Genomic DNA, 23020 nt, shown 5'->3' on the forward strand with positions numbered 1-23020 from the left:
CAAAGAGGAGATGTCTTATATGAATAGCAGTTTTGTTTCACGTTTGTCGGTGCGCAATATTGTGTTAATGGGCTTATTGATTGCTCTTAATATTGTTGTATCTAAGTTTTTGTCGTTTGGAATCTGGTCAGTAAGGATTAGTTTCACATTCGTCATCGTATTTTTTATGTCATATTGGTTTGGTCCTTTGTTAGGGGCAATCGGTGCGGCATGTGCAGATATTGTCGGAACTTTGATTTTTGGAGGTCTTGGAGGATATTTTGCAGGTTTCACAGTTTCTGCCTTTTTAGGAGCTTTAGTCTACGGTATTCTATTTTATAAGAAAGATATTACGCTGGTAAGAATTATCATTGCAGTATTGATTAATATTTTTCTAGTGGATGCATTGATGAATACCTATTGGATTTCTCTTTTATACCATGCGAATTTTTGGGCAATCTTCCCAATGAGGTTTATTAAGGAATTGTTAATGATTCCGGTACAGATTATTCTGTTGTATGCGATTGGAAAGAACAAGACGCTGGCAGGTTTGGTCAAACGAATTAATTGATTTGTGATAGTCAATAAATTTTAAAAATAGGATTGAGAAGCTGGTCAAAAGTAAAATTTTGATGCAGCTTTTTTAGTTATAGTGCGTACAGCTTGTTTATGTAGAAAAATAGTTTGTTTAAACATCTATAAATTAGATTTTATTAACTTGTTGCGGTATCAGTTTTTTAGATATATGTCTATATAAGAAGCAATTGATCATAGTCTAAGAATTGTTCTTAAAAAATTATTACAATGATTAAAAATTTAGCATACAAGCTTGTTTATACTATAATTGTGTTAGTATTATCCATGGAATTTAAAGATGAATTGAGGCGGTAAGTAAAATGAATATATTGGCAATTGATACCTCAAATCAACCTTTGAGTATTGCAATATTAAAAGATGAGGAACTGGTTGCAACAACCACAACAAACCAGTCAAAAAATCATAGTGTGACATTGATGCCACAGATTGCTAATTTATTGAGCAGTGTTGGGATGAAAGCAACGGACATTGATAGATTTGTAGTTGCAAAGGGACCGGGTTCATATACGGGCTTGCGTATAGGAGTTACGACTGCCAAGACCTTTGCATTTACTCTTGGAAAAGAACTTGTAGGTATTTCAAGTTTAGCAGTTTTAGCCGATGGTATTAATGTTGAAGAAACTATGATAGTTCCAATCTTCGATGCAAGACGTGACAATGTTTTTACGGGAGTATATAGCAAGGGTTCTAATGGACTTACGAATATAATTCCAGATCAACACATATCATTGGAAAATTTGCTTGAAAAAACAAAAAAATATCAGCGAATTATTTTTGTTGGAAGTGATAGTCACAAGCTTGAGAAACAGATTTTAGAAAAAATGGATGAACAGCAAGAGATAACTTTTTCAAGCATGGAGCGTGATTACCCACAAGCGTATCGCTTGGGATTGCTTGGTCTAAAGGGAAAACCAGCTGATATTCATAGTTTTGTACCGGATTACTTGAGATTAACACAGGCAGAGAGTCAATGGTTAGAAAATCATCAGGGGAGAGTAGATGAAGCACTTGTTGAGAAAATTTAACAAAATTTTGGATTATTGTTTTAATTATTTTGAAGATACTTCACTAACCTTCGATAATAAAAGAGTTGTAATCCATGATAATGAATATCTTTTATGCAGGGCCGTCGTTCCTGATGTAGCTGAAATGCTACATTTGCAAAAGATGGTTTATACTGATGACAATTCTTGGGATGCGGAAGTTTTTGAGAGTGAACTACGTAATGAGAAAAGTAAGTTGTACTTAATAATGCGACAAAACGACCAACTTGTGGCATTCATTGGTGCCTCATTCAATCAGAAAACCAGAGATGTTCATATCTCGAATGTTGCGGTACACCCAGATTTTCAAAGTCGAGGTCTAGGACAGTTTTTAATTGAAACAATGATTAATTGTGCAACGTTCAATGAATATGTATCACTTTCTCTTGAAACCCGGTTGAGCAACGTGCGTGCTCAAAAACTTTATAGTACAATTGGTTTTAAAAATATTGGTTTAAAGAAATCATATTATCAGTCTAATCATGAAGATGCTGTAGATATGCGATTATCAATAAAGAATGAGAAGGAAACAGTTAATGAGTAGTCAAAAAAGAGAGTTGATTTTAGCTTTTGAATCAAGTTGTGACGAAACGAGTGTTGCAGTTATTGAGAACGGAAATAAAATTTTGTCGAACATCGTTGCAACACAAATTAAAAGCCATAAAAGATTTGGAGGAGTTGTACCAGAAGTTGCCAGCAGACACCATATCGAACAGGTCACAATGTGTTTAGAGGATGCAATGGCAAAAGCAAATGTAACTTATGATGAACTCTCTGCAGTGGCAGTTACTTATGGTCCTGGGCTAGTTGGAGCATTACTTGTGGGTGTGGCTTGTGCTAAAGTAGTTGCATTTTCACATGATTTGCCTCTAATACCGGTTAACCATATGGCAGGACATATTTATGCTGCGAGATTTACAAATGAGATTAAATTTCCAGCAATGGCATTGCTTGTATCTGGTGGACATACTGAGTTAGTTTATCTTCCTAAAGAAAATGTGTATCAGATTATTGGTGAAACACGTGATGACGCGGCAGGTGAGGCTTACGATAAAATTGGTCGAGTTTTGGGGTTAACATATCCCGCTGGAAAACAGATTGATGAGATGGCTCATAGAGGTAGTGATACATTTTCATTTCCGCGGGCAATGTTCAAGGAAGATAACTTCGATTTTAGTTTCAGTGGACTTAAGAGTGCATTTATAAATAAAGTTCATCACGCTGATCAAGTTGGAGAAAAACTCAATGCTGATGATTTAGCAGCAAGCTTTCAACAAAGTGTAATTGATGTACTCTTGCACAGGACCGAGCATGCGCTTAATTCATTTTCAATTAAACAACTGATTTTAGCGGGCGGTGTTGCAGCTAATCAGGGACTTAGAGATGGCTTGGATCAATTATTAAGCAGGCATTCTGACGTCGAATTACTTAAAGCACCGTTAAAGTTATGCGGTGACAATGCTGCAATGATTGGCGCAGCCGGTTATGTTGCGTGGAAAAATGGTGAAGTCGCAGATTTGGCATTAAATGCAGATCCTAGTCTAGAGTTTGAATGGATTGAAAAATAGAGATAGGAATATAAGAAAAAGAGCTATTAAAATAAGAGATTACGAGTGAATGATTAAGGGCTAAATCAGAAATTAAATTTTGATTTAGCCTTTTTGCTTTTAAAAGTAGAATATTAAGTAATAGTTTTAGATAATCTACCAAGACAGCGTGATATAGGTCGGAAAAATTTGAGTTCTAATTCGAAGTTAGACGGAGAGTTTTGACTTATGGAACACGTTTATTTGTGATAATTAGGAGAACTGAATCAACATTTTTATTTTTATATCTTTATCTCAGTCGATTTTTTATGGTGCCAAGATTTTCCAAGCTTGCTATATTGCATTTTTAATGTAGGACATTGTTAAAATACAAATAAAAAAAGAAGTCAGGTCAAAGTCTAACTTTTGATCTGACATCTAATTCGCAATATAACATTAATCAAATTTTTCAAGTTCCATACTTTTTTCTTCCCAAGAATCCTCTAAGTCAGAGATTTTATCTTGGGTCTTTTTTAGTGATTCTTGTAATTCAGTGCTCTTTTGAAGATTAGAGTACACTTCAGGAAGTGTCATTTGATTTTGAATCTCTTCTTCTTTAGCATTAAGCTGTTCAAGTTGGTTCTCGATATCTTCAACTTCACGACGTAACTTTCTTTCTTGCCGCTGTTGTTCTTTAGTAAGTTGATAACTATTTTTTTCAGGTTGCTTGGACACTATTTCGCCAGTTTGCTTATTTTCTTCTTGTGCAAGCAAGAGTTGTTCTTCTTTTTTGTCGACATAGTAATCGTAATCACCTAAGTAAAGCTGACTGCCATTTTTGGATATTTCAAGGACACTGGTTGCGACTTTGTTGATGAAATAACGGTCATGTGAGATGAAGAGAACAGTTCCATTATAGTTCAAAAGTGCCTCTTCCAGTACTTCTTTACTATCAATGTCTAGGTGGTTAGTAGGTTCATCAAAAATTAGAAAATTGTCATGGTTAAATGCTAGTTTGGTCAGCAATAAGCGAGCTTTTTCACCACCTGAAAGATTGTGAACGACTTTCTTAACATCATCCCCAGAGAATAGAAAGCTTCCTAGAATAGATCTAATATCTTTTTCAGGAGTAGTAGGATGGTCGTCCCACAACTCGTTCAATACAGTCTTGTTAGCATGTAGATTCTTTAATTCTTGATCGTAGTATCCGGTATCAACATTTGTTCCAAATGAATATTCGCCACTGATTAGAGGAATTTTATTAAGGATACTTTTTAATAGGGTCGACTTACCAATACCATTACTACCTACAATTGCCATCATTTGATGCTTCCGCAGATCAATATTAATTGGACCTGATATTGGTTTATCATCATGACCAATGAAAGCATTGGCGACACTTAGGACAATATTGCCACTTTGTCTTTCTGCTGTAAATTGAAAATGTGGTTCTTGTTGACCATCTGTGGGTCGCTCTAGGCGATTGATTTTTTCAAGTTGTTTCCGGCGACTTTGTGCTCGTTTTGTTGTTGATGCACGTACAATATTGCGAGCAACGAAATCTTCAAGCTTTTCAATTTCTTCTTGTTGTTTTTCGTATTGCTTCATTTTTTGCTGGAAGCGTTTTGCTTTTTCTTGGATATAGAAGGAATAGTTTCCCTGATAATGATCAGTTCCACTAGATGTTAGCTCATAGACTTCCTTAGAGATTTTATCAAGAAAATAACGATCATGCGAGATAATTAAAAGGGCGCCAGAGTAAGATTGCAAGTAGCCTTCAAGCCAACTGAGGGTTTCAATGTCTAGATGGTTGGTAGGTTCATCAAGTATCAGTAAATCATTTTTTTCAAGTAATAGCTTTGCAAGAGCAAGTCGCGTTTTTTGACCGCCCGATAGAGTACCGATAATGGTAGAAAAGTCTTCTTCGTAGAATCTAAAGCCATGTAAAACAGCTCGAATTTCTGATTCATAACCATAACCGTTTGCTTCTTTGAAATTATGTGTTAATTGATCATAACTGCTAAGAAGTGTATCATACTTTGTTTGTGATTGAGTTAAGTGATCAAAAGTTGCAATTTCATTTTCTAGTTCATGCATTTTTATTTCCATTTTCTTTAAATCATTGAAAACAGTGAGCATTTCAGCATAGATGCTGTTTGAAGAATTCAAGCCATTATCCTGTGCCAAATATCCAATAGTCATATTTTTATTTTTAGTAATTTGTCCATTATCAGGTGATTGCAGACCAACAATCATTTTTATTAAAGTCGACTTGCCAACGCCATTGCGTCCAACAAGGGCAATTCTTGAATTTTCTTGAACATCAAGGTTAACTCTTTCAAAGAGAACATCGCTTCCAAATAACCTTTCAACATTTTGTACTTGAAGTAAAATCATAAAAAACACCTCTTGAATATTAAAATATGAATATTATATCATTTATAATTCTTGTGAAATTGAGCAAGTGAATGTGCATTCTATTGCAAGTGAATGTATTTTAGTGTAGCATGGATACGGTAAAATATAGGGTACAATATTATTGCTTGTGAAGATAGTTAAATGCGTAATTTCACAAGGAATGTGTTATACTACATAAAAAGACTGAATCATTTATTAGTGAAAGGAGCCAAAAAATGGTAACATCAAAAATTCCTCATGCGACAGCCAAAAGACTGCCAATTTATTATCGCTACTTACATTTTTTATCAGATGCAGGGAAGCAAAGAATTTCATCAACTGAACTTGCAGATGCCGTTAAGGTTGATTCTGCAACAATTAGGAGAGACTTCTCGTACTTCGGTGCGCTAGGAAAACGAGGATATGGCTATGATGTTGATAGTTTGCTCGCTTTCTTTAAAAAGACTTTGAACCAAGATCAATTAACCAATGTAGCTTTGATTGGTGTCGGTAATTTGGGACATGCCCTTTTAAATTATAACTTCCATCAGAGCAACAATGTACGTATTAGTGCAGCTTTTGATATTAACCAAGATATTACGGGAACGATTCAAAGTAGTGTGCCAGTTTATGATATGGCCGATATGAAAGAACAGTTAACTGTTCAACAAATCGAAATTGTAATTTTAACTGTTCCATCTAGCGTTGCTCAACAAGTTACAAATGAACTTGTTGAAGTTGGAATCAAAGGAATTCTTAATTTTACACCACTTAGAATTACAGTTCCTAACACCGTAAGAGTTCAAAATGTTGATTTAACAAATGAATTACAAACACTAATTTATTTTTTAAATAAGTTTGGTGATGAGGAAGAAAATCTACTAGACTAACATGAAAAAAAGCTTTGCCAAGGTTTTTGCTGATGAAGTGAACCCACAAGTTTGGACAACTAAATTAAGCTGCTAACTGATTGGCAAGTTCTCGGTATTGTACCGGTGACTTGCCTTTTAGTTTGGTCCTGATTCTACGGTTATTATAAAATTCAATCCATTCAGTCATCGCTTGCGCGAGACTCTCTGAATTTTCGAAGTGTTCATCCATCATCTCTGCTTTCATGAGATGAAAAAATGATTCCATGGCGGCGTTATCTAAGCAGGTAGCCTTACGGGACATACTCTGAAAGGTATGATGAGTTTTAAGCGTTTTTTGCCACTGTTTATGTTGATACTGAAATCCTTGATCTGTGTGTACCGTTGTTCTATAAGGAAGCTCAGGTAATCCATCTAATGCTTCTTTTAGTGGTTTCAACGCAAATTCAAGAGTTGGGTGTGCACTAATGTTAAATGCCAAAATTTCACCCGAAAATAAATCCATGATGGGTTCTAAATAGATTCGCTCACTTTGACTCATCTGACCGTATCGAAATTCACTAACGTCGGCGACGAGTTTTTGATATGGTCGATCTGTCTTGAATCGACGGTGTAACTTATTTTTGGCTATTCTACCAACAGTTCCTTTGTATGAGTTATATTTGCGAGTTTGCTTATTAAAGGCCTGACATGTCCAGCCTTGCTCCTTCATAATTCGGAGGACGCGTTTATGATTAACTTTAAATCCCTGTTCATGCATAACTAACGTTATGCGACGGTAACCGTATTTTTGAGTATACTTGGCATCTGTTTGCCGAATTTCATCAATGGCTTGGATAACCTGGTCATTCTCATATTCTCGTCCCTGACTGTGCTTAGTGTAATAGTACGTGCTACGTGGTACCTTAACGGCTTTAAGGATAAAACTAATCGACGTTTTGAAGACCCGCCTCAGATCATCAATTAAGGTCACGGTTTCTCGTGAGCTGATTTTTCGTGATCTAAGGCATCGAGTTTTTTTAAAAATTCGTTCTCGATTCTTAACATCTTATTTTCTTGCTTGAGTTGCTTTAACTCATTTTTATCGTGGCGTGCTTGGATTTGTGCCGTTGTGGGTTTGGTCACTTTTTTATGTTTAGACATAGTCTTTGGATTTCCTCTCACTCTATTTAGTCCACTGAGCCCCTCTAAATCAAACTTTCTTTGCCATTGCCAGATAGTACTTGGTGAAGAGAGGTTGAAATGTAGTGCTGTTTCTGGAAGCGAAGCTTTGTGCTGTTGTTTCCAGTTTAATACTTCTATCTTGAATTCACTAGAGTATTCCAAATTCATAGATTTCGGTTTTAATCCTGCAATGCCAAAACGATTAAAGCGATGAACCCATAGGAGAATCGTTTCATTGTTGGCAATATGGTATTTTCTGGCCAATTGAATGGAACTAATACCCGTTAAATATTCTGTCACAATAGAAATCCGTAACTCTAAATTAAATTTAGTCATAGTAAACCCCCGAGATTGTTGTCCAATCTCGGGGGTTCACTTCATGAGGTAGGCTTTTTTATTTTAATTGCAAAGCAACAATAAGAAGGTTCATGAGTATATGGGTAATTATCGGTGCTTTGATATCATGAGCCTTGTAGTATATGAAACTTAAAACTATTCCTAGACAAGCATAGGTTAAATAATGTCCGTCAGCATGGGCAATGCTGAAAAGAATACTGGAAATAAGGACAGCGCTTATAGGGTTAATGAAGGTTGCAATATTACCAAAAAAGACTTTCCGAAATATGAATTCTTCCATTACTGGCGCGGCGATTGTTACGTATATTAAATAATAAGGATAGTGAGAGACAATTGTCATTATCTGACTTGTATTTTCAGAAACCGCCGATTGATGTAGCAAATAAACTTCAGCAAACATGGAAACTTTCTGGATAATAAGAGCTAAGAAGGTTCCAACAACTCCTAACAATAGTATTGAAGTCATCGAGCTTGATTTTTCTTCAAGTCTATTTTTAAATGGCAGTTTATAATTAAGATAGAACATAAAAAATATTCCTGCGATTCCCAAGATAGTAGTTGCGATGAATAATAAAGAATTATTTTGGAATATTGCAAAAAGAATACTTGGAAATAACATAACAACAAGATATGTTACGAGTAACACTAGCGAATTTTTTCTAATATTCATGACTGACCCCATTCATTTTAATAATAAACCCAGTATAGCATACATTAATTAGCACTCTGATTGTTAGAGTGATAAAAAGCTTGCATTTTTAGGTTGAATTGATTATAGTAATAGTTGTGATTAGCACTTAGAACAGTAGAGTGCTAAAAACAAAACAATATTGGAGGGATATACAGTGCTTAAACCTTTAGGAGATCGTGTTATTTTGGAAGTTCAAAAAGATGAGGAACAAACTGTTGGCGGCATAGTAATTGCTAGCAATGCTCAAGAAAAGCCACAAACAGGAAAAGTGGTTGCTGTTGGTGCAGGCCGAGTTTTAGATAACGGTGAAAAGGTTGCTTTATCAGTTAAAGTCGGTGAAACGGTTTTGTTTGATAAATATGCTGGCACAGAAGTCAAATACGAAGAAAAAGGGTATTTGGTTGTTCATGAAAAAGATATTGTTGCAATTGTAGACTAAAATATTATTATATAAATCGACTATGAGGTGAATTATTGATGGCAAAAGAAATTAAATTTTCAGAAGATGCTCGTTCAAAAATGCTTGCAGGTGTTGACAAGTTAGCAGATACAGTTAAATCAACAATTGGACCAAAAGGAAGAAATGTTGTTTTAGAACAATCTTATGGCTCACCAACAATTACAAATGATGGTGTAACTATTGCAAAGGCAATCGAACTTGAAGATCATTTTGAAAATATGGGAGCAAAACTTGTTGCAGAAGTTGCTTCAAAAACAAATGATATTGCAGGTGATGGGACTACAACAGCTACAGTATTGACACAAGCAATTGTTACAGAAGGAATGAAAAATGTAACTGCCGGTGCAAACCCAGTTGGAATTCGTCGTGGGATTGAATTAGCAACAAAGGCTGCAGTTGATGAATTGCATGAAATGTCACACAAAGTAGAATCAAAGAGCGATATTGCTCAAGTTGCTGCAATTTCTTCAGCTAGTGAAGAGATTGGTAAGTTAATTGCAGATGCCATGGAAAAGGTTGGAAATGATGGTGTTATTACAATTGAAGAATCAAAGGGAATTGATACTTCACTGGATGTTGTAGAAGGAATGCAATTTGATCGTGGATATCTTTCACAATATATGGTAACTGATAATGATAAGATGGAAGCAGATTTAGATAATCCATATGTCTTGATTACTGATAAGAAGATTTCAAACATCCAAGAAGTTCTTAATCTCTTACAATCAATTGTAGAACAAGGTCGTCCTTTGTTAATCATTGCTGATGATGTTGATGGTGAAGCATTACCTACACTTGTTTTGAACAAGATTCGTGGAACATTCAACGTTGTTGCTGTCAAAGCTCCAGGATTTGGCGATCGTCGTAAAGAAATGTTACAAGATATTGCTACTTTAACTGGTGCAACAGTTATTACAGAAGATTTAGGGTTGCAATTGAAGGATACGACAGTTGATCAACTTGGTTCTGCAAGCAAGATTACTGTTACGAAGGAAAAGACTACTGTTGTTGAAGGCGCTGGTAACAAAGCAGAAATTGCAGAACGCGTAAACACAATCAAGAAACAAATTGCTGAAACAACTTCTGACTTTGATCGTGAAAAATTACAAGAACGTCTAGCTAAGTTGGCTGGTGGCGTAGCTGTGATTAAAGTAGGGGCTGCAACTGAAACAGAATTAAAGGAACGCAAGTACCGTATTGAAGATGCATTGAATGCTACAAGAGCTGCTGTTGAAGAAGGATTTGTTTCTGGTGGTGGTACAGCATTAGTTAATGTAATTGGTAAAGTTGCTAAATTAGAAGAAACTGGTGACGTTCAAACAGGTATCAATATTGTTAAACGTGCTTTGGAAGAACCAGTTCGTCAGATTGCTGCTAATGCAGGACTTGAAGGCTCAGTAATTGTTGAGAAGTTAAAGTCACAAGAAACAGGAATTGGTTACAACGCTGCTACAGACGAATGGGTTGATATGGTAGAAGCTGGGATTGTCGATCCAACTAAGGTAACACGTTCTGCATTACAAAATGCAGCAAGTGTATCTGCATTGTTGTTGACAACGGAAGCAGTTGTTGCTGAGGTACCAGCTCCTGAAGCACCTGCTGCTCCAGCTCCAGCACCAGGTATGGGCGGAATGATGTAATAAAGTTCTAGATTATAGAATTACAGAACGAGGGCAATGATCAAGTTGTCTTCGTTTTTTTATAGCAAATTTTAGTAATTATTAGAACTTTACAGAAGTGGAATTTAATTTTAAGGTGCAACTGAATGTAAAGTGTGATAAATTGTTTTAATAGGGAATTAGCAGACAGTAAAAAAATGCTATTTCATAGAATTTGATTATCTTATTCATCAAAGAGGGGAAATTAAATGTGGCGCTATTTAAAACGATTATTGATTGGAAAGCCTTTAAAAACAACGGATGAGGGTAATCAGCAGCTGACAAAGTTCAAAGCGTTAGCACTGTTGTCATCCGATGCCTTATCTTCAGTGGCTTATGGAACTGAGCAAATTACAGCAGTTCTAATAGTTTTATCAGCAGCAGCAACGTGGTACGCCCTACCTGCTGCTGGCATTGTTTTGGTTCTATTATTTGCAATAACGATGTCTTATAGACAAATTATTAATGCTTACCCATCTGGTGGTGGAGCATATATTGTTGCAACAAAAAACTGGGGAACACCTGTGGGGCTAGTTGCAGGCGGGTCTTTATTGGTTGATTATATGTTGACCGTTGCGGTTTCTGTAACTTCTGGGACCGAGGCGATCACATCTGCTATTCCATATTTACGAGAACATAGTATTGCAATTTCAATTATTATTGTTTTGTTTATTATGACCTTGAATTTACGTGGCATGCGGGAATCTGCCTCATTTCTAACGTTTCCTGTTTACTTGTTTATTACTATCTTAATTTCGATGCTTATATGGGGAATATTCAATATTGTTACAAATAATATTCAATATAATGCAGCTTCACCAATTGGAGGGACGGTTCCAGGGATGACCTTGATTCTGTTTCTCAAAGCATTTTCAGCCGGATCTTCTTCTTTGACTGGTGTGGAAGCTATTAGTAATGCAGTTCCAAACTTTAAAAAGCCTAAAAGAAGAAATGCAGCAAATACTCTGGCATTAATGGCTTTAATCTTGGGTGTGTTTTTTACTGGAGTAACATTCTTAAGCTACTATCTAGGTGTACTTCCTAATAATAAAGAAACTGTTTTGTCCCAAATAGGAATGGCTGTTTTCGGTAAGGGAATCTTTTATTATTTGTTACAGTTTTCAACGGCCATGATACTGGCAGTCGCTGCTAATACAGGTTTTTCTGCATTTCCAATCTTGGCTTATAATTTGGCTAAGGATAAGTTCATGCCACATATGTATATGGATAAAGGAGATCGTTTAGCATATTCAAACGGAATTATTTCACTTGCTGTTGGAGCAATTGTCTTAATTTTGATTTTCCATGGGCAAACTAACTTATTGATTCCTTTATATGCAGTTGGTGTTTTTGTTCCATTCACACTTTCTCAATCTGGAATGATTATTCATTGGTTCAGGGAGAAAGGGAAAAATTGGATTTTAAATTCACTTGTGAACTTACTAGGAGCAATTATTTCCTTTTTACTGGTAGTATTTTTATTCTTATTACATTTTCAAAACGTATGGCCATACTTAGTAATTATGCCGGTACTGCTATTTGCATTTCAAAAAATTCACAATCACTATATCATGGTTGCTTCTCAACTACGCTTAAGTGAGGAAGCATCACTTCATGATTATAATGGTTCAACGGTAATTGTTCTTGTAAGTTCGGTAACACATGTAACAACTGGGGCGATTAATTATGCACGATCAATTGGAGATTATGTAATTGCAATGCATGTCTCTTTTGATGAGAACCCTAAAAAAGAACATGAAACTGCGAAAGAATTTAAGGAATCATTTCCAGATGTACGTTTTGTTGATTTGCATTCTTCATATCGTTCAGTAGCAACCCCTGTTTTACGCTTTTGTGATGTTATCGCTAAAAACTCAGCAGAAAAAAATTATTCAATGACAGTACTAGTGCCACAGTTTGTTCCACGTAAACCATGGCAAAATATTTTACACAATCAGACAAGTTTAAGGTTACGTGCAGTTTTGAATTCGCGTGAGAACATTATTGTGTCCACATATAGTTATCATTTGAAAAAATAGGCATTATGTGCCCCTACAAAACCTATTAGAGTTTATGTTATAATAACCAAGACTGGTTATTATAACATAGTAGATAATTAAGCTCTTCTTTAATTTATTAAAGAAAAAGAAAGAGGACGGCGTATGTATATAGTTGTTACGTCTTTTTTGGCAACACTGGCATTTTCGTTTGTTTTGACACCAATTATTAGAAAATTGGCTTTCAAAATAGGCGCGGTTGATAATCCGAATGCTAGGCGTGTCAACAAAACACCAATGCCGACAATGGGGGGCCTTGCAATTTTTTTGGCCTTTAATATAACAAATATTTTCTTTTTAAGGAAAGAATATCCAAACAATCAATTTTGGCCACTCTTAGCGGCTGAGTGTGTAATCGTCTTGACGGGTGTAATTGATGATATTTTTGAACTTAAACCTAAACAGAAAATATTGGGGATAACAATTGCGGGGTTAATAATTTATTTTTTTGCAAATATCAGGATGACAACCTTAACACTTCCGTTCTTAGGTACACTTAACTTAGGAATTTTAAGTCTGCCTGTAACTTTAATATGGATTTTAGCTATTACTAATGCGGTCAACTTGATTGACGGATTAGATGGCCTTGCCACTGGGGTATCAGTAATTGCATTGTTTACGACAGGAATTACAGGATTCTTCTTCTTAACAGTTACAAGTACATACGTTTCTGTTTGGATTTTTATGTTGGTAGCGGCTTTGTTAGGCTTCTTACCATATAATTTTCATCCTGCTAAAATTTATCTTGGAGATACAGGTGCTCTTTTCATTGGTTTCATGATTTCGACTTTTTCCCTTTATGGGCTCAAAAATGCGACGTTTATTTCGATAATCATTCCAGTGATAATACTTGGTGTTCCGATTACGGATACTGTTTTTGCAATATTGCGACGTTTCTTGAACAAGAAGCCAATAGCACAGGCTGATAAGCATCATTTGCATCATAGATTAATGGAGATGGGCCTGTCTCATACTCAAACAGTTCTTGTAATATATGGGATAGCACTTATATTTTCAATGATTTCCCTACTTTATCCGATTTCTAACTTAGGGGGTTCTATCTTGTTGACTGTCGCAACCTTGTTTGGACTTGAGTTGTTTGTAGAGTCAATTGGTTTGGTTGGGCCGGAGAGAAGACCTGTATTGAATTGGATAGGAAAAGTGTTGAAGATAAAGGATCACAAGTTTTCATCTAAAAACAAAAAATAGTTAATAATTAACGCTTCACAAAAAGAGGAATCTTGGCAAAAATTTTGTCTGAGATTCCTCTTTTATTTGTCTTGCGGTATTTCAATGTATTTTGTACCACTTGGCTTAAAGATTCCTTTTCCATTTAATAAATCCCTTATTTTTGCTAAATTTGCGGACGTTTCAGTGAGATTGGTTAAAAGATAAAGTTGAATATTTTCCTGATAAGTAATTGATTCAATGACTAGTTGATTTTCTGCTGCAAAATTTTGGAGCCGTCCAAGTTGAGCATAGTCGATTGTTATTTTAGTAACGTTTTGTGGTTTTATTAAAACAATTGCATTATTCAAAGCCAAGGTTGTTACTTGACCATATGCCCGGATTAATCCGCCGGTTCCAAGTTTTATTCCACCAAAGTATCTTGTTACTACGGCAGTTGTATTGCGCACATTTTTTTTGAGAAGCACATCTAAAATAGGAACACCAGCTGTTCCTGAAGGTTCACCATTGTCACTTTGACGTTGAATATCATTTTTGCTGCCAATTAGATAAGCAAAGCAATGGTGCCTTGCTTTGGGGTGAAGACCTTTAATTTTTTCAATAAATATTTGTGCATCTTGTTCAGTAGTTGTTCGTGCAACATTGCAGACAAAAGTCGATTTTTTGACTGTCAATTCGGCAGAATTTTCTTTCGCAATAGTTAGATAACTTTCGATGTTAATCAACTCCTTAGCGTATTTATTGCATGTGAGGTGGTGAAATCATGCAAGCAAAAGAATTTTTTGGGAGATGGGTGGCACTCAGTAAAGCAGAACAGGTCGTGGTTGAAGAAGGAATGACATTAATAAAAAAAGACGCACTTGAAGTTCAAAAAAACTTGATAATCTGTAATAGATGTAAACAAAAATCTACAAAACAACGAGCATTGTTACCAAATCAGCGATATTATTGTCCTGCCTGCATATTACTTGGTCGCCTTACAACCCAACATGTATTATACACGATAAAGGAACCTAATTATTTTTTTAATATCTCAAATCCATTGACGTGGAAGGGAAAATTAACACAAAATCAATTAAGCTGTTCGAAAAAAATAGTTCAGGTTCAACAAAATAATCAAAATTATTTATTATGGGCAGTAACTGGGGCTGGAAAAACTGAAATTTTGTTTGCGGGTTTAGCGGACGCCTTTAAGAAAAATAAAAGAGTTTGTATTGCCTCGCCACGAGTTGACGTTTGTAATGAATTGTATCCAAGACTAAAAGAAGCATTTAAAAACATTACAATCATTCTTTTGCACGGTTATCAGACTGAAAAATACAAATATACTCAATTGGTAATTTGTACCACGCATCAATTATTACGATTTAGAGATGCATTTGATATGCTAATTGTTGATGAAGTGGATGCTTTCCCATTTAAAGATGATGTGATGTTGTTGAATGCAGTCAATTCAGCTAGAAAGCCGATAAGTTCGTTAATTATGTTAACGGCGACGCCAACTAGGTCTTTGATGAGGAAGGTTCGTAGAAAAAAATTAGCTGTGGGATACCTTCCTGCTAGATATCACGGATACGAGTTGCCTGTTCCAAGGATAATCATAAAAACGGATTGGGAAAAGAAGTTAAAAAAAGGGAAGATTTGTAACAGTCTCAAGAAAACGATAAATAAATGGATTAATAATGAGGAACCTTTTCTTATTTTTGTATCTCGAATTGATTCTTTAAATGATGTATATCTAGCAATTAGTAAATTTGTTGGTGACAGATGTAAAGGAGAAACTGTTTTTTCTGCTGATAAAAAGCGAATTGAAAAAGTTCAAAAAATGAGAAACGGGGTCTTCCAATATTTAGTAACTACGACTATTCTTGAACGCGGTGTGACTTTTCCTAGTTTGAATGTTTTGGTATTAGGTGCAGATGATGAATTGTTCACTAGTGCTTCTCTTATTCAAATTGCTGGAAGAGTGGGAAGAAGTGCGCAGAAACCTGATGGAAATGTAGTATTTTTGTGCAGTCAAAAGAACAGGAACATTGTTAATGCAAAAAAACAGATCATAGCACTTAATTTGAAGAAAGAAAGAATGACAGAATGAGCTGCTTAATGTGTCAAGGTAAGATTAGTGAATACTTTGATCTTTCATGGGTGCTTTCTTTCCAGCGAACGAAGAAGAAATATCTTTGTAATGATTGTCAAAGTAATTTTACTAAATTAAGTGATGCTCCGACTTGTCTTGGGTGTGGCAGAAAAATGAATGTAGAGGAGATTTGTAATGATTGCATAAAATGGAAGAAAGCATATGGTCAGTTATTAGAAAATGTTGCACTCTATGAATATAACGGAGTGATGAAGGAATATTTTGAAAGATTTAAGTTTATGGGAGACTTCTATTTTGCTAATGTCTTCAATGATGAATTGAAAGCATTTGTAAAAAAAGAATATAGTAAAGGTAAAGACTGGCTGTACGTGCCAATACCCCTTTCTGCACAAAGTTATCAGACTAGGATGTTCAACCAAGTTGAAGGGTTGTTTTCAGGCTTGGAGTTCGCGAAGTTACTCGCCGTTAAAAATGAAGAAAAAAAGCAACAATCAAAATTGAACAGGCAAGAGCGTATGAAGAGAAGTCAACCATTTATATTGAACAAAGGCAGTGAAGAAATCATTGAAGGAAGAAAAATTTTGCTACTTGACGATATCTATACAACCGGACGAACATTATACTATGCAGCAGAAATAATTAGGAGTGCAGGGGCAAAAGAAATAAAATCAATGACGCTTGCAAGATAGTAGTAATAATATTTGTTAATTATAACGTTTTCTTTTATAATATAGATAGTATATATTTACTTGTTAAGTTACTTAATAAGTAATGTTACTGAGTTGTGAAAGGAGAGGTTTGTTATGCTTAAGTACAATATTCGTGGTGAAAATATCGAAGTCACAGAGTCGATCAGAAGTTATGTTCAAAAGAAGTTGACTAAATTAGAAAAGTATTTTGAAGATACTTCTAACTCGACAGCTCATGTTAACTTAAAGGTTTATTCCGATAAGACAGCCAAGGTTGAGGTTACAATTCCTTTACCATACCTTGTGTTAAGAGCTGAGGAGACGTCACCTGACATGTATGCCAGTGTCGACTTAGTGACAGATAAGCTAGAACGTCAAATTCGCAAACATAAAACTAAAATTAATCGTAAATCACGCGAAAAGGGTTTTGAAACTGTTCAAGATAAGAATAACAGTGAAGAAAATGAGAAAGAATTTGATATTGTTCGATCCAAACATTTCTCATTAAAACCAATGGATAGTGAAGAAGCAGTTCTTCAGATGAATATGCTGGGTCATGATTTCTTTATCTATGAAGATGCAGAGACAGATGGAGTTAACATTGTTTACCGCAGAAAAGATGGTAGATATGGATTGATTGAGTCTACAGAAGGTTAATTAAAAAGACGGGCTTTTCTCTTTTAGAGACGGGCTCGTTTTTTATGAGAATTTAAAATCTACTGTAATTGTTTCAAATTAGTGTAATTGATGATAAAATACTGAGTGATATACTGTTTTTTAATAACAGAATAAATTTTTATATGGAGTTTTTTGGAAAGGAAATATGACATGGCAAATGTCCTAAGAAAATGGGTTGAGAGTGATAATAGAGAATTAAAACGCTTGGGAAAAATTGCTGATAAAGTTGAAGCATATGCTGACGACATGGCAGCCTTAAGCGATGAAGAATTACAAGCAAAGACACCAGAATTAAAGGCTAAATTTGCGGCAGGAACATCATTAGATGATTTACTGCCAGAAGCCTTTGCAGTTGTTCGTGAAGGTGCAAAAAGGGTTCTGGGTTTGTATCCATTTAGAGTTCAAATCTTTGGTGGAGTGGTTTTACATGAAGGTAACATTGCTGAAATGAAAACTGGTGAAGGTAAAACTTTAACAGCTACTATGCCGGTTTATTTAAATGCGCTTGCGGGGAAAGGTGTTCATGTTGTAACTGTTAACGAATATCTTTCGGCTCGTGATGCAAAAGAGATGGGCGAATTGTATTCTTGGCTTGGCCTTTCGGTTGGTTTGAACATCTCAAATTTATCACCAGATGAAAAGCGTAATGCCTATAAGTGTGATATTACATATTCCACTAATAGTGAATTAGGTTTTGATTATCTTCGTGATAATATGGTTGTTTATCGTGAAGATATGGTTCAAAGGCCACTTAACTTTGTAATAGTTGATGAAGTTGATTCGATTTTGATTGATGAGGCTAGAACGCCTTTGATTATTTCAGGTCAGGCTGAAAAATCAACAACTTTATACACTAGAACTGATCGCTTTGCTAAGACATTAACCGAAGAGGCGGACTTCAAGATTGATCTCGAATCAAAGACTGTTTCGTTGAATGAAGAAGGTATTAAAAAGGCCGAAAAGTATTTTGGTCTTGAAAACTTATACGATCCAGATAATACTGCATTAACACATCATTTAGACAATGCTTTGCGTGCAAACTTTATTATGTTGCGCGATAAAGATTATGTTGTTTCTGATGGTGAAGTCCTAATTGTTGACCAATTTACTGGGCGTATTATGGAAGGTCGTCGCTATTCAGATGGTCTTCATCAAGCAATTGAAGCTAAGGAACATGTTGAAATTCAACAAGAAACTAAAACAATGGCTAATATTACTTACCAGAATTTCTTTAGAATGTACAAAAAGATTGCAGGTATGACTGGTACTGCTAAGACTGAACAAGAGGAATTTCGTGAAATATATAATATGGAAGTTATTTCCATTCCTACAAATAAGCCAGTTTTACGTGAGGATCGTCCGGATTTATTGTATCCAACACTAAAGAGTAAGTTTACAGCCGTTATTGATGATATTAAAGAACGCCATGAGAAAGGACAGCCAATTCTTGTCGGGACTGTCGCAGTTGAAACTTCTGAGTTGTTATCAGAACTTCTGGATAGAGCAGGAATTGTACATGCAGTTTTGAATGCTAAAAATCATGCCAAGGAAGCTGAAATTATCATGAATGCAGGTCAGCAAGGTGCAGTGACAATTGCTACTAATATGGCTGGTCGTGGAACTGATATCAAATTAGGACCTGGTGTTCGAGAAGTTGGTGGATTGGCAGTTATTGGGACTGAGCGCCATGAATCTCGTCGTATTGATAATCAGTTGCGTGGTCGTTCTGGGCGTCAAGGAGATCCAGGCTTAACGCAATTCTATCTTTCATTAGAAGATGACTTGATGTTACGTTTTGGTTCTGAACGTGTAAAGGCAATTCTTGAACGTTTCAAAGTTGCGGACGAGAATGCTGTTATTCAAAGTAAAATGATTTCACGCCAAGTTGAATCCGCACAAAAACGTGTAGAAGGTAATAACTATGATACACGTAAACAGGTATTACAATACGATGATGTAATGCGAGAACAACGTGAAGTTATTTACGCACAAAGACAACAAGTCATTATGGAAGAAAAGTCAATTAAACCGATTATTTTGGCGATGATTAAGCGTACTGTTGAACATTTTGTACAGATGCATACGCAAGGTGAACAAAAAGATTGGAATTTACAGGCAATTCTTGATTTTGCAATTGGTGCAATGGTTAATGAAGAAAGTATTACAATTAAAGATTTGCAGGGTAAAAAGCCTGAAGAGATTGTAAATTATTTAATGGATTGTGCTAATGCTAATTATTCAATGAAGGAAAAACAACTGTATGATGCTTCGCAAATGCTGGAATTTGAGAAAGTAGTTGTTTTGCGGGTAGTTGATTCGAAATGGACAAATCATATTGATGAAATGGATCAATTACGTCAATCTATTGGGCTACGCGGTTATGGTCAGTTGAACCCACTAGTTGAATATCAAACTGATGGTTTCAGAATGTTTGAACAAATGATAGGGGACATTGAATATGATGTTACTCGCTTATTCTTAAAGGCTGAAATCAGGCAGGATATTAAGCGTTAATAATTTAGAGTGTGTTTTTAGGAGTCTTAACATCTTCGGTTTTGCTGAAATATGTTGAGACTCTTTGTTTAATAAATAAAAAGGAGTATACGGATGGAAATAAGTGATTATAAGCGTATTATTGAAAAAATGAATGAACAAGTCGCAGACTTTAGGGGGTCTCTTTGACTTAGATGCATTGGATATCAGTATCTCGGAGAATGAGGCGCAAATGGCTAATCCGAATTTCTGGAATAATCAAAATAAGGCCCAAAAACTAATTGAAGAAACAAATGAGTTAAAGGTTAAGCATGATAATTTTAAAGAATTGGCTGATGATCTTTCCGAACTTGAGGTTCTTCTAGAATTAGCTCAAATTGAACCGGATAAAGAGATAATTACTGAACTGGATGAAAAAATTGAAGTTGCACAGAAAAAAATGAATAGTTACCAGTTAACACTTTTATTGAGTGGTAAGTATGATAAGAGCAATGCAATCTTAGAAATACATCCAGGGGCAGGTGGAACTGAATCACAGGATTGGGGTTCGATGCTGCTGCGTATGTATGATCGATGGGCACAACAACACAATTTTTCAGTTGAGGTTTTAGATTATCAAGCTGGAGATGAGGCAGGAATCAAAAGTGTCTCATTAATGATTAAAGGAACAAATGCCTATGGGTATTTACGTAGTGAAAAAGGGGTTCACAGATTGGTGAGAATTTCACCTTTTGACGCGGCTGGAAGGCGTCATACTTCTTTTGCATCAATTAATGTGATGCCTGAACTTGGGGATGATGTTGAAGTTGAACTCAGACCAGAAGATATCAAGATGGAAGTATTTCGTGCCAGTGGAGCGGGTGGACAGCACATTAACAAAACTTCTTCGGCAGTGCGCTTAATTCACATTCCTACGGGAATTGTAGTCTCTAGTCAAGCGCAACGCTCGCAATTTCAAAACCGGGCAACTGCTGAGAGCATGTTGAAATCTAAATTATATCAATTAAAACTAGAGGAACAGGAAAAGAAAAAAGCTGAAATTCAAGGAGAACAACTTGAGATAGGCTGGGGCTCACAGATCAGGTCCTATGTTTTCCATCCTTATTCTTTGGTAAAAGATCATAGGACAAATTTTGAAACAGGAAATGCACAGAGTGTGATGGATGGAGACTTAGATGGATTTATAAATGCATTTTTACAGTATGAATTGCAGCTGAAGAATCCACAATAAACTAATTGAAATTAAAATGTAACGTTATTGAAATATTGCCTTTTGTATTAATGATATAATATTTGGGGTGTATCAAAATACGAGGAGGAAAATCCTTTTGATTGAATTTAAACATGTGTTTAAAAAATATCCAAACGATGTCTTAGCGGCAAATGATTTCAACGTTAAGATTCGACAAGGTGAATTTGTATATGTAATTGGTCCTAGTGGAGCTGGAAAGTCGACATTTATCAAGATGATGTATCGAGAAGAACGTCCAACCTCTGGTGAGATCAAAGTTAATGATTATGAATTGCAAAAGATTAAAAATAGTGAAATCCCGTTTTTAAGGCGTGAATTAGGGATTGTTTTCCAGGATTTTAAGTTACTACCGAAACTTACAATCTTTGAAAATATTGCTTATGCACTGCAAGTTATTGAAAAAGATTCAGAAACAGTTACAGCACGGGTAAATTATGTGTTGGATTTGGTTGGGCTAAAAGATAAAGTAAACGCATTTCCAAATGAGCTTTCTGGTGGTGAACAGCAAAGAATTTCTATCGCACGTGCTATTGCTAATAAACCTGAAGTTGTAATTGCTGATGAACCTACTGGTAATCTAGATCCAGATACTGCAGCTGGAATAATGGAAATCCTTGAGCGCATTAATGGTGAAGGAACAACTGTGGTAATGGCTACTCATAATAGTCAAATTGTCGATCAATACAAGCACCGTGTGTTGGAAATAGAAGGTGGAAAAATTGTTCGTGATCAGACCGAAGGAGGATTTTTCCAAGATGAAGATTAGTACGTTTAAAAGACATGTGGTTGAAAGTTTAAAGAGCTTAAAACGTAATGGTTGGATGTCTGTTGCTGCTCTTAGTGCGGTTACAGTAACCCTTCTTTTGGTTGGTATTTTGCTTTCAATCTTGATGAACGTCAATAAGGTTGCTTCTGATATTGAAAATGATGTTCAAGTTAGAGTTCTAATTAACCGAGGTACAACTAAGGAACAAGAAACAAAGCTCAAGCAAAAATTATCAAGTCTCGATTCTGTTAGCAAAATTAAATTTTCTAGTAAAGAACGAGAACTTAAAAACGTAATTGGCAGTTACGGAAAAGAGTTTAAACTTTTTGGTGGCGATGACAATCCCTTAAATGATGTTTTTGTTGTAAGTGCGAAGAAACCAGAGCAAACAGTCAAGATTGCAAAAGAAGCAAAAAAAATGAAGCATGTCTATGATGCAAAATATGGTGGAGCTTCCGCAAAAAAATTATTTAATATCGTTGATAATGTTCAAAAATGGGGAATTGCTATAAGTTTGTTATTGCTTTTTGTTGCTGTCTTCTTAATTTCCAACACGATTAGGATTACAATTCTTTCACGGAAAAATGAAATTGCAATTATGCGCTTAGTAGGGGCAACAAATGGCTTTATCAGGTGGCCATTTATTCTTGAAGGTGCTTGGACTGGATTAATTGGTGCAATTATTCCAATAATTATTGTTGATTTTGGGTATGTATGGCTTTATGGAATTATTTCGTCATCACTTGCTAGTACCGGATATAGTTTATTAACCCCAGGTGTCTTCTTATTCCAAATTGATACTTTGTTAATTGTAATTGGTATTGTAATTGGTGCAATTGGTTCTGGAATTTCAATGAGACGTTTCCTTAGAATTTAAGTGAATAACTTTGAAGAAAATTCAGGGTTAATAAGGAACTTTGACTTACGGAACACGTTTATACGAAATAAATAGAGAGGGTGAGTCAAAATTAAACTTTTGACCATCCTCTTTTTGTACTAATTAAAATATATTGCTATACTATAAGCTGTGGATATTAAGTAGCTTGGGAGGATGATTA

Annotated in this window: 21 protein-coding genes; 16 read left to right on the forward strand and 5 right to left on the reverse strand. The window is 35.5% G+C overall.

Translation table 11 applies throughout. The annotated features are described in order from the left end of the window. Positions 1–19 precede the first annotated feature (19 nt). From G6O70_RS05625 to tsaD, 4 genes are all read left to right on the forward strand, one after another. Positions 20–550: a folate family ECF transporter S component gene (locus G6O70_RS05625; RefSeq protein ID WP_057870252.1), complete on the forward strand. Its 531-nt coding sequence runs from the start codon at positions 20–22 to the stop codon at positions 548–550. 325 nt (positions 551–875) lie between these two features. Further along, a complete protein-coding gene (gene tsaB / locus G6O70_RS05630; RefSeq protein WP_057870251.1) occupies positions 876–1601 on the forward strand; it encodes a tRNA (adenosine(37)-N6)-threonylcarbamoyltransferase complex dimerization subunit type 1 TsaB in 726 nt (241 codons plus the stop codon). Further along, positions 1576–2163 carry a ribosomal protein S18-alanine N-acetyltransferase gene (gene rimI, locus G6O70_RS05635; protein ID WP_057870250.1) on the forward strand — a complete coding sequence of 196 codons (588 nt, stop codon included), beginning with the start codon at positions 1576–1578 and terminating at the stop codon, positions 2161–2163. Before tsaB ends, rimI begins: the two co-directional genes overlap by 26 nt. Then, positions 2156–3187 (forward strand): tRNA (adenosine(37)-N6)-threonylcarbamoyltransferase complex transferase subunit TsaD, encoded by a 1032-nt coding sequence (tsaD, locus tag G6O70_RS05640; RefSeq protein ID WP_057870249.1) that lies wholly within the window; start codon positions 2156–2158, stop codon positions 3185–3187. Before rimI ends, tsaD begins: the two co-directional genes overlap by 8 nt. Before the next feature lie 414 nt (positions 3188–3601). Here tsaD and abc-f read toward each other — a convergent pair whose 3' ends face one another. After that, positions 3602–5542, reverse strand: a complete 1941-nt coding sequence (gene abc-f, locus G6O70_RS05645) for a ribosomal protection-like ABC-F family protein (RefSeq protein WP_057870248.1) — start codon at positions 5540–5542, stop codon at positions 3602–3604. 236 nt (positions 5543–5778) lie between these two features. Between abc-f and G6O70_RS05650 the strand changes: the two genes are divergently transcribed. Continuing rightward, entirely contained in the window at positions 5779–6432 is a 654-nt protein-coding gene (locus G6O70_RS05650) for a redox-sensing transcriptional repressor Rex (protein ID WP_057870247.1), read from the forward strand. A 64-nt stretch (positions 6433–6496) separates the two neighbouring features. Here the strand turns inward: G6O70_RS05650 and G6O70_RS12190 are convergent, their stop codons facing one another. The 3 genes from G6O70_RS12190 to G6O70_RS05660 are packed head-to-tail and all read right to left on the reverse strand — an operon-like array spanning position 6497 to position 8602. After that, positions 6497–7438, reverse strand: a complete 942-nt coding sequence (locus G6O70_RS12190; RefSeq protein WP_309137219.1) for an IS3 family transposase — start codon at positions 7436–7438, stop codon at positions 6497–6499. After that, positions 7381–7911, reverse strand: a complete 531-nt coding sequence (locus G6O70_RS12195; RefSeq protein ID WP_057870480.1) for a helix-turn-helix domain-containing protein — start codon at positions 7909–7911, stop codon at positions 7381–7383. The genes G6O70_RS12190 and G6O70_RS12195 overlap by 58 nt, the downstream gene beginning before the upstream one ends. Before the next feature lie 58 nt (positions 7912–7969). After that, positions 7970–8602, reverse strand: a complete 633-nt coding sequence (locus G6O70_RS05660; RefSeq protein ID WP_057869615.1) for a CPBP family intramembrane glutamic endopeptidase — start codon at positions 8600–8602, stop codon at positions 7970–7972. Positions 8603–8777: 175 nt separating this feature from the next. Here G6O70_RS05660 and groES point away from each other — a divergent pair, with 175 nt between their 5' ends. The 4 genes from groES (at position 8778) to G6O70_RS05680 (ending at position 14007) form a co-directional block, all read left to right on the forward strand. Next, the gene (groES, locus tag G6O70_RS05665) at positions 8778–9062 is read left to right on the forward strand and encodes a co-chaperone GroES (protein ID WP_057869616.1); all 285 of its coding nucleotides are present in this window, start codon (positions 8778–8780) and stop codon (positions 9060–9062) included. Positions 9063–9100: 38 nt separating this feature from the next. Next, positions 9101–10723, forward strand: a complete 1623-nt coding sequence (groL, locus tag G6O70_RS05670; protein ID WP_057869617.1) for a chaperonin GroEL — start codon at positions 9101–9103, stop codon at positions 10721–10723. A gap of 227 nt (positions 10724–10950) precedes the next feature. Beyond that, positions 10951–12780: an APC family permease gene (locus G6O70_RS05675; protein WP_057869618.1), complete on the forward strand. Its 1830-nt coding sequence runs from the start codon at positions 10951–10953 to the stop codon at positions 12778–12780. 123 nt (positions 12781–12903) lie between these two features. Then, the gene (locus G6O70_RS05680) at positions 12904–14007 is read left to right on the forward strand and encodes a glycosyltransferase family 4 protein (RefSeq protein ID WP_057869619.1); all 1104 of its coding nucleotides are present in this window, start codon (positions 12904–12906) and stop codon (positions 14005–14007) included. A 62-nt stretch (positions 14008–14069) separates the two neighbouring features. Here the strand turns inward: G6O70_RS05680 and G6O70_RS05685 are convergent, their stop codons facing one another. Further along, positions 14070–14711: a YigZ family protein gene (locus G6O70_RS05685; RefSeq protein WP_157047957.1), complete on the reverse strand. Its 642-nt coding sequence runs from the start codon at positions 14709–14711 to the stop codon at positions 14070–14072. 38 nt (positions 14712–14749) lie between these two features. Between G6O70_RS05685 and G6O70_RS05690 the strand changes: the two genes are divergently transcribed. The 7 genes from G6O70_RS05690 (at position 14750) to ftsX (ending at position 22839) form a co-directional block, all read left to right on the forward strand. Further along, positions 14750–16081 (forward strand): ATP-dependent helicase ComFA, encoded by a 1332-nt coding sequence (locus tag G6O70_RS05690; RefSeq protein ID WP_057869620.1) that lies wholly within the window; start codon positions 14750–14752, stop codon positions 16079–16081. Positions 16082–16089: 8 nt separating this feature from the next. Further along, positions 16090–16773 carry a ComF family protein gene (locus tag G6O70_RS05695; protein ID WP_258236159.1) on the forward strand — a complete coding sequence of 228 codons (684 nt, stop codon included), beginning with the start codon at positions 16090–16092 and terminating at the stop codon, positions 16771–16773. 114 nt (positions 16774–16887) lie between these two features. Then, complete coding sequence (hpf, locus tag G6O70_RS05700; RefSeq protein WP_057869622.1) at positions 16888–17430, forward strand: ribosome hibernation-promoting factor, HPF/YfiA family; 543 nt, start codon at positions 16888–16890, stop codon at positions 17428–17430. A gap of 171 nt (positions 17431–17601) precedes the next feature. Beyond that, complete coding sequence (secA, locus tag G6O70_RS05705; protein WP_057869623.1) at positions 17602–19965, forward strand: preprotein translocase subunit SecA; 2364 nt, start codon at positions 17602–17604, stop codon at positions 19963–19965. 93 nt (positions 19966–20058) lie between these two features. Continuing rightward, positions 20059–21175, forward strand: a protein-coding gene (gene prfB, locus G6O70_RS05710) for a peptide chain release factor 2 (RefSeq protein WP_157047958.1) whose coding sequence is annotated in 2 segments (ribosomal slippage) — positions 20059–20130 and positions 20132–21175 — 1116 coding nt in all. Because the reading frame shifts where the segments join, the coding sequence is not laid out codon by codon here. A gap of 97 nt (positions 21176–21272) precedes the next feature. Next, entirely contained in the window at positions 21273–21962 is a 690-nt protein-coding gene (gene ftsE / locus G6O70_RS05715) for a cell division ATP-binding protein FtsE (protein WP_057869624.1), read from the forward strand. Continuing rightward, on the forward strand, positions 21952–22839 hold the full coding sequence (gene ftsX / locus G6O70_RS05720) for a permease-like cell division protein FtsX (RefSeq protein ID WP_057869625.1): 888 nt from the start codon (positions 21952–21954) through the stop codon (positions 22837–22839). Before ftsE ends, ftsX begins: the two co-directional genes overlap by 11 nt. Positions 22840–23020 lie beyond the last annotated feature (181 nt).

Source organism: Liquorilactobacillus hordei DSM 19519 (genome assembly GCF_019443985.1).
GTDB lineage: Bacteria > Bacillota > Bacilli > Lactobacillales > Lactobacillaceae > Liquorilactobacillus > Liquorilactobacillus hordei.

Bases quoted from the DNA above. Each gene is read 5' to 3' on its own strand.
- G6O70_RS05625 (WP_057870252.1), top strand. From the start codon at position 20: ATGAATAGCAGTTTTGTTTCACGTTTGTCGGTGCGCAATATTGTGTTA.
- tsaB (WP_057870251.1), top strand. From the start codon at position 876: ATGAATATATTGGCAATTGATACCTCAAATCAACCTTTGAGTATTGCA.
- rimI (WP_057870250.1), top strand. From the start codon at position 1,576: ATGAAGCACTTGTTGAGAAAATTTAACAAAATTTTGGATTATTGTTTT.
- tsaD (WP_057870249.1), top strand. From the start codon at position 2,156: ATGAGTAGTCAAAAAAGAGAGTTGATTTTAGCTTTTGAATCAAGTTGT.
- abc-f (WP_057870248.1), bottom strand. From the start codon at position 5,542: ATGATTTTACTTCAAGTACAAAATGTTGAAAGGTTATTTGGAAGCGAT.
- G6O70_RS05650 (WP_057870247.1), top strand. From the start codon at position 5,779: ATGGTAACATCAAAAATTCCTCATGCGACAGCCAAAAGACTGCCAATT.
- G6O70_RS12195 (WP_057870480.1), bottom strand. From the start codon at position 7,911: ATGACTAAATTTAATTTAGAGTTACGGATTTCTATTGTGACAGAATAT.
- G6O70_RS05660 (WP_057869615.1), bottom strand. From the start codon at position 8,602: ATGAATATTAGAAAAAATTCGCTAGTGTTACTCGTAACATATCTTGTT.
- groL (WP_057869617.1), top strand. From the start codon at position 9,101: ATGGCAAAAGAAATTAAATTTTCAGAAGATGCTCGTTCAAAAATGCTT.
- G6O70_RS05675 (WP_057869618.1), top strand. From the start codon at position 10,951: ATGTGGCGCTATTTAAAACGATTATTGATTGGAAAGCCTTTAAAAACA.
- G6O70_RS05680 (WP_057869619.1), top strand. From the start codon at position 12,904: ATGTATATAGTTGTTACGTCTTTTTTGGCAACACTGGCATTTTCGTTT.
- G6O70_RS05690 (WP_057869620.1), top strand. From the start codon at position 14,750: ATGCAAGCAAAAGAATTTTTTGGGAGATGGGTGGCACTCAGTAAAGCA.
- G6O70_RS05695 (WP_258236159.1), top strand. From the start codon at position 16,090: ATGTGTCAAGGTAAGATTAGTGAATACTTTGATCTTTCATGGGTGCTT.
- hpf (WP_057869622.1), top strand. From the start codon at position 16,888: ATGCTTAAGTACAATATTCGTGGTGAAAATATCGAAGTCACAGAGTCG.
- secA (WP_057869623.1), top strand. From the start codon at position 17,602: ATGGCAAATGTCCTAAGAAAATGGGTTGAGAGTGATAATAGAGAATTA.
- ftsX (WP_057869625.1), top strand. From the start codon at position 21,952: ATGAAGATTAGTACGTTTAAAAGACATGTGGTTGAAAGTTTAAAGAGC.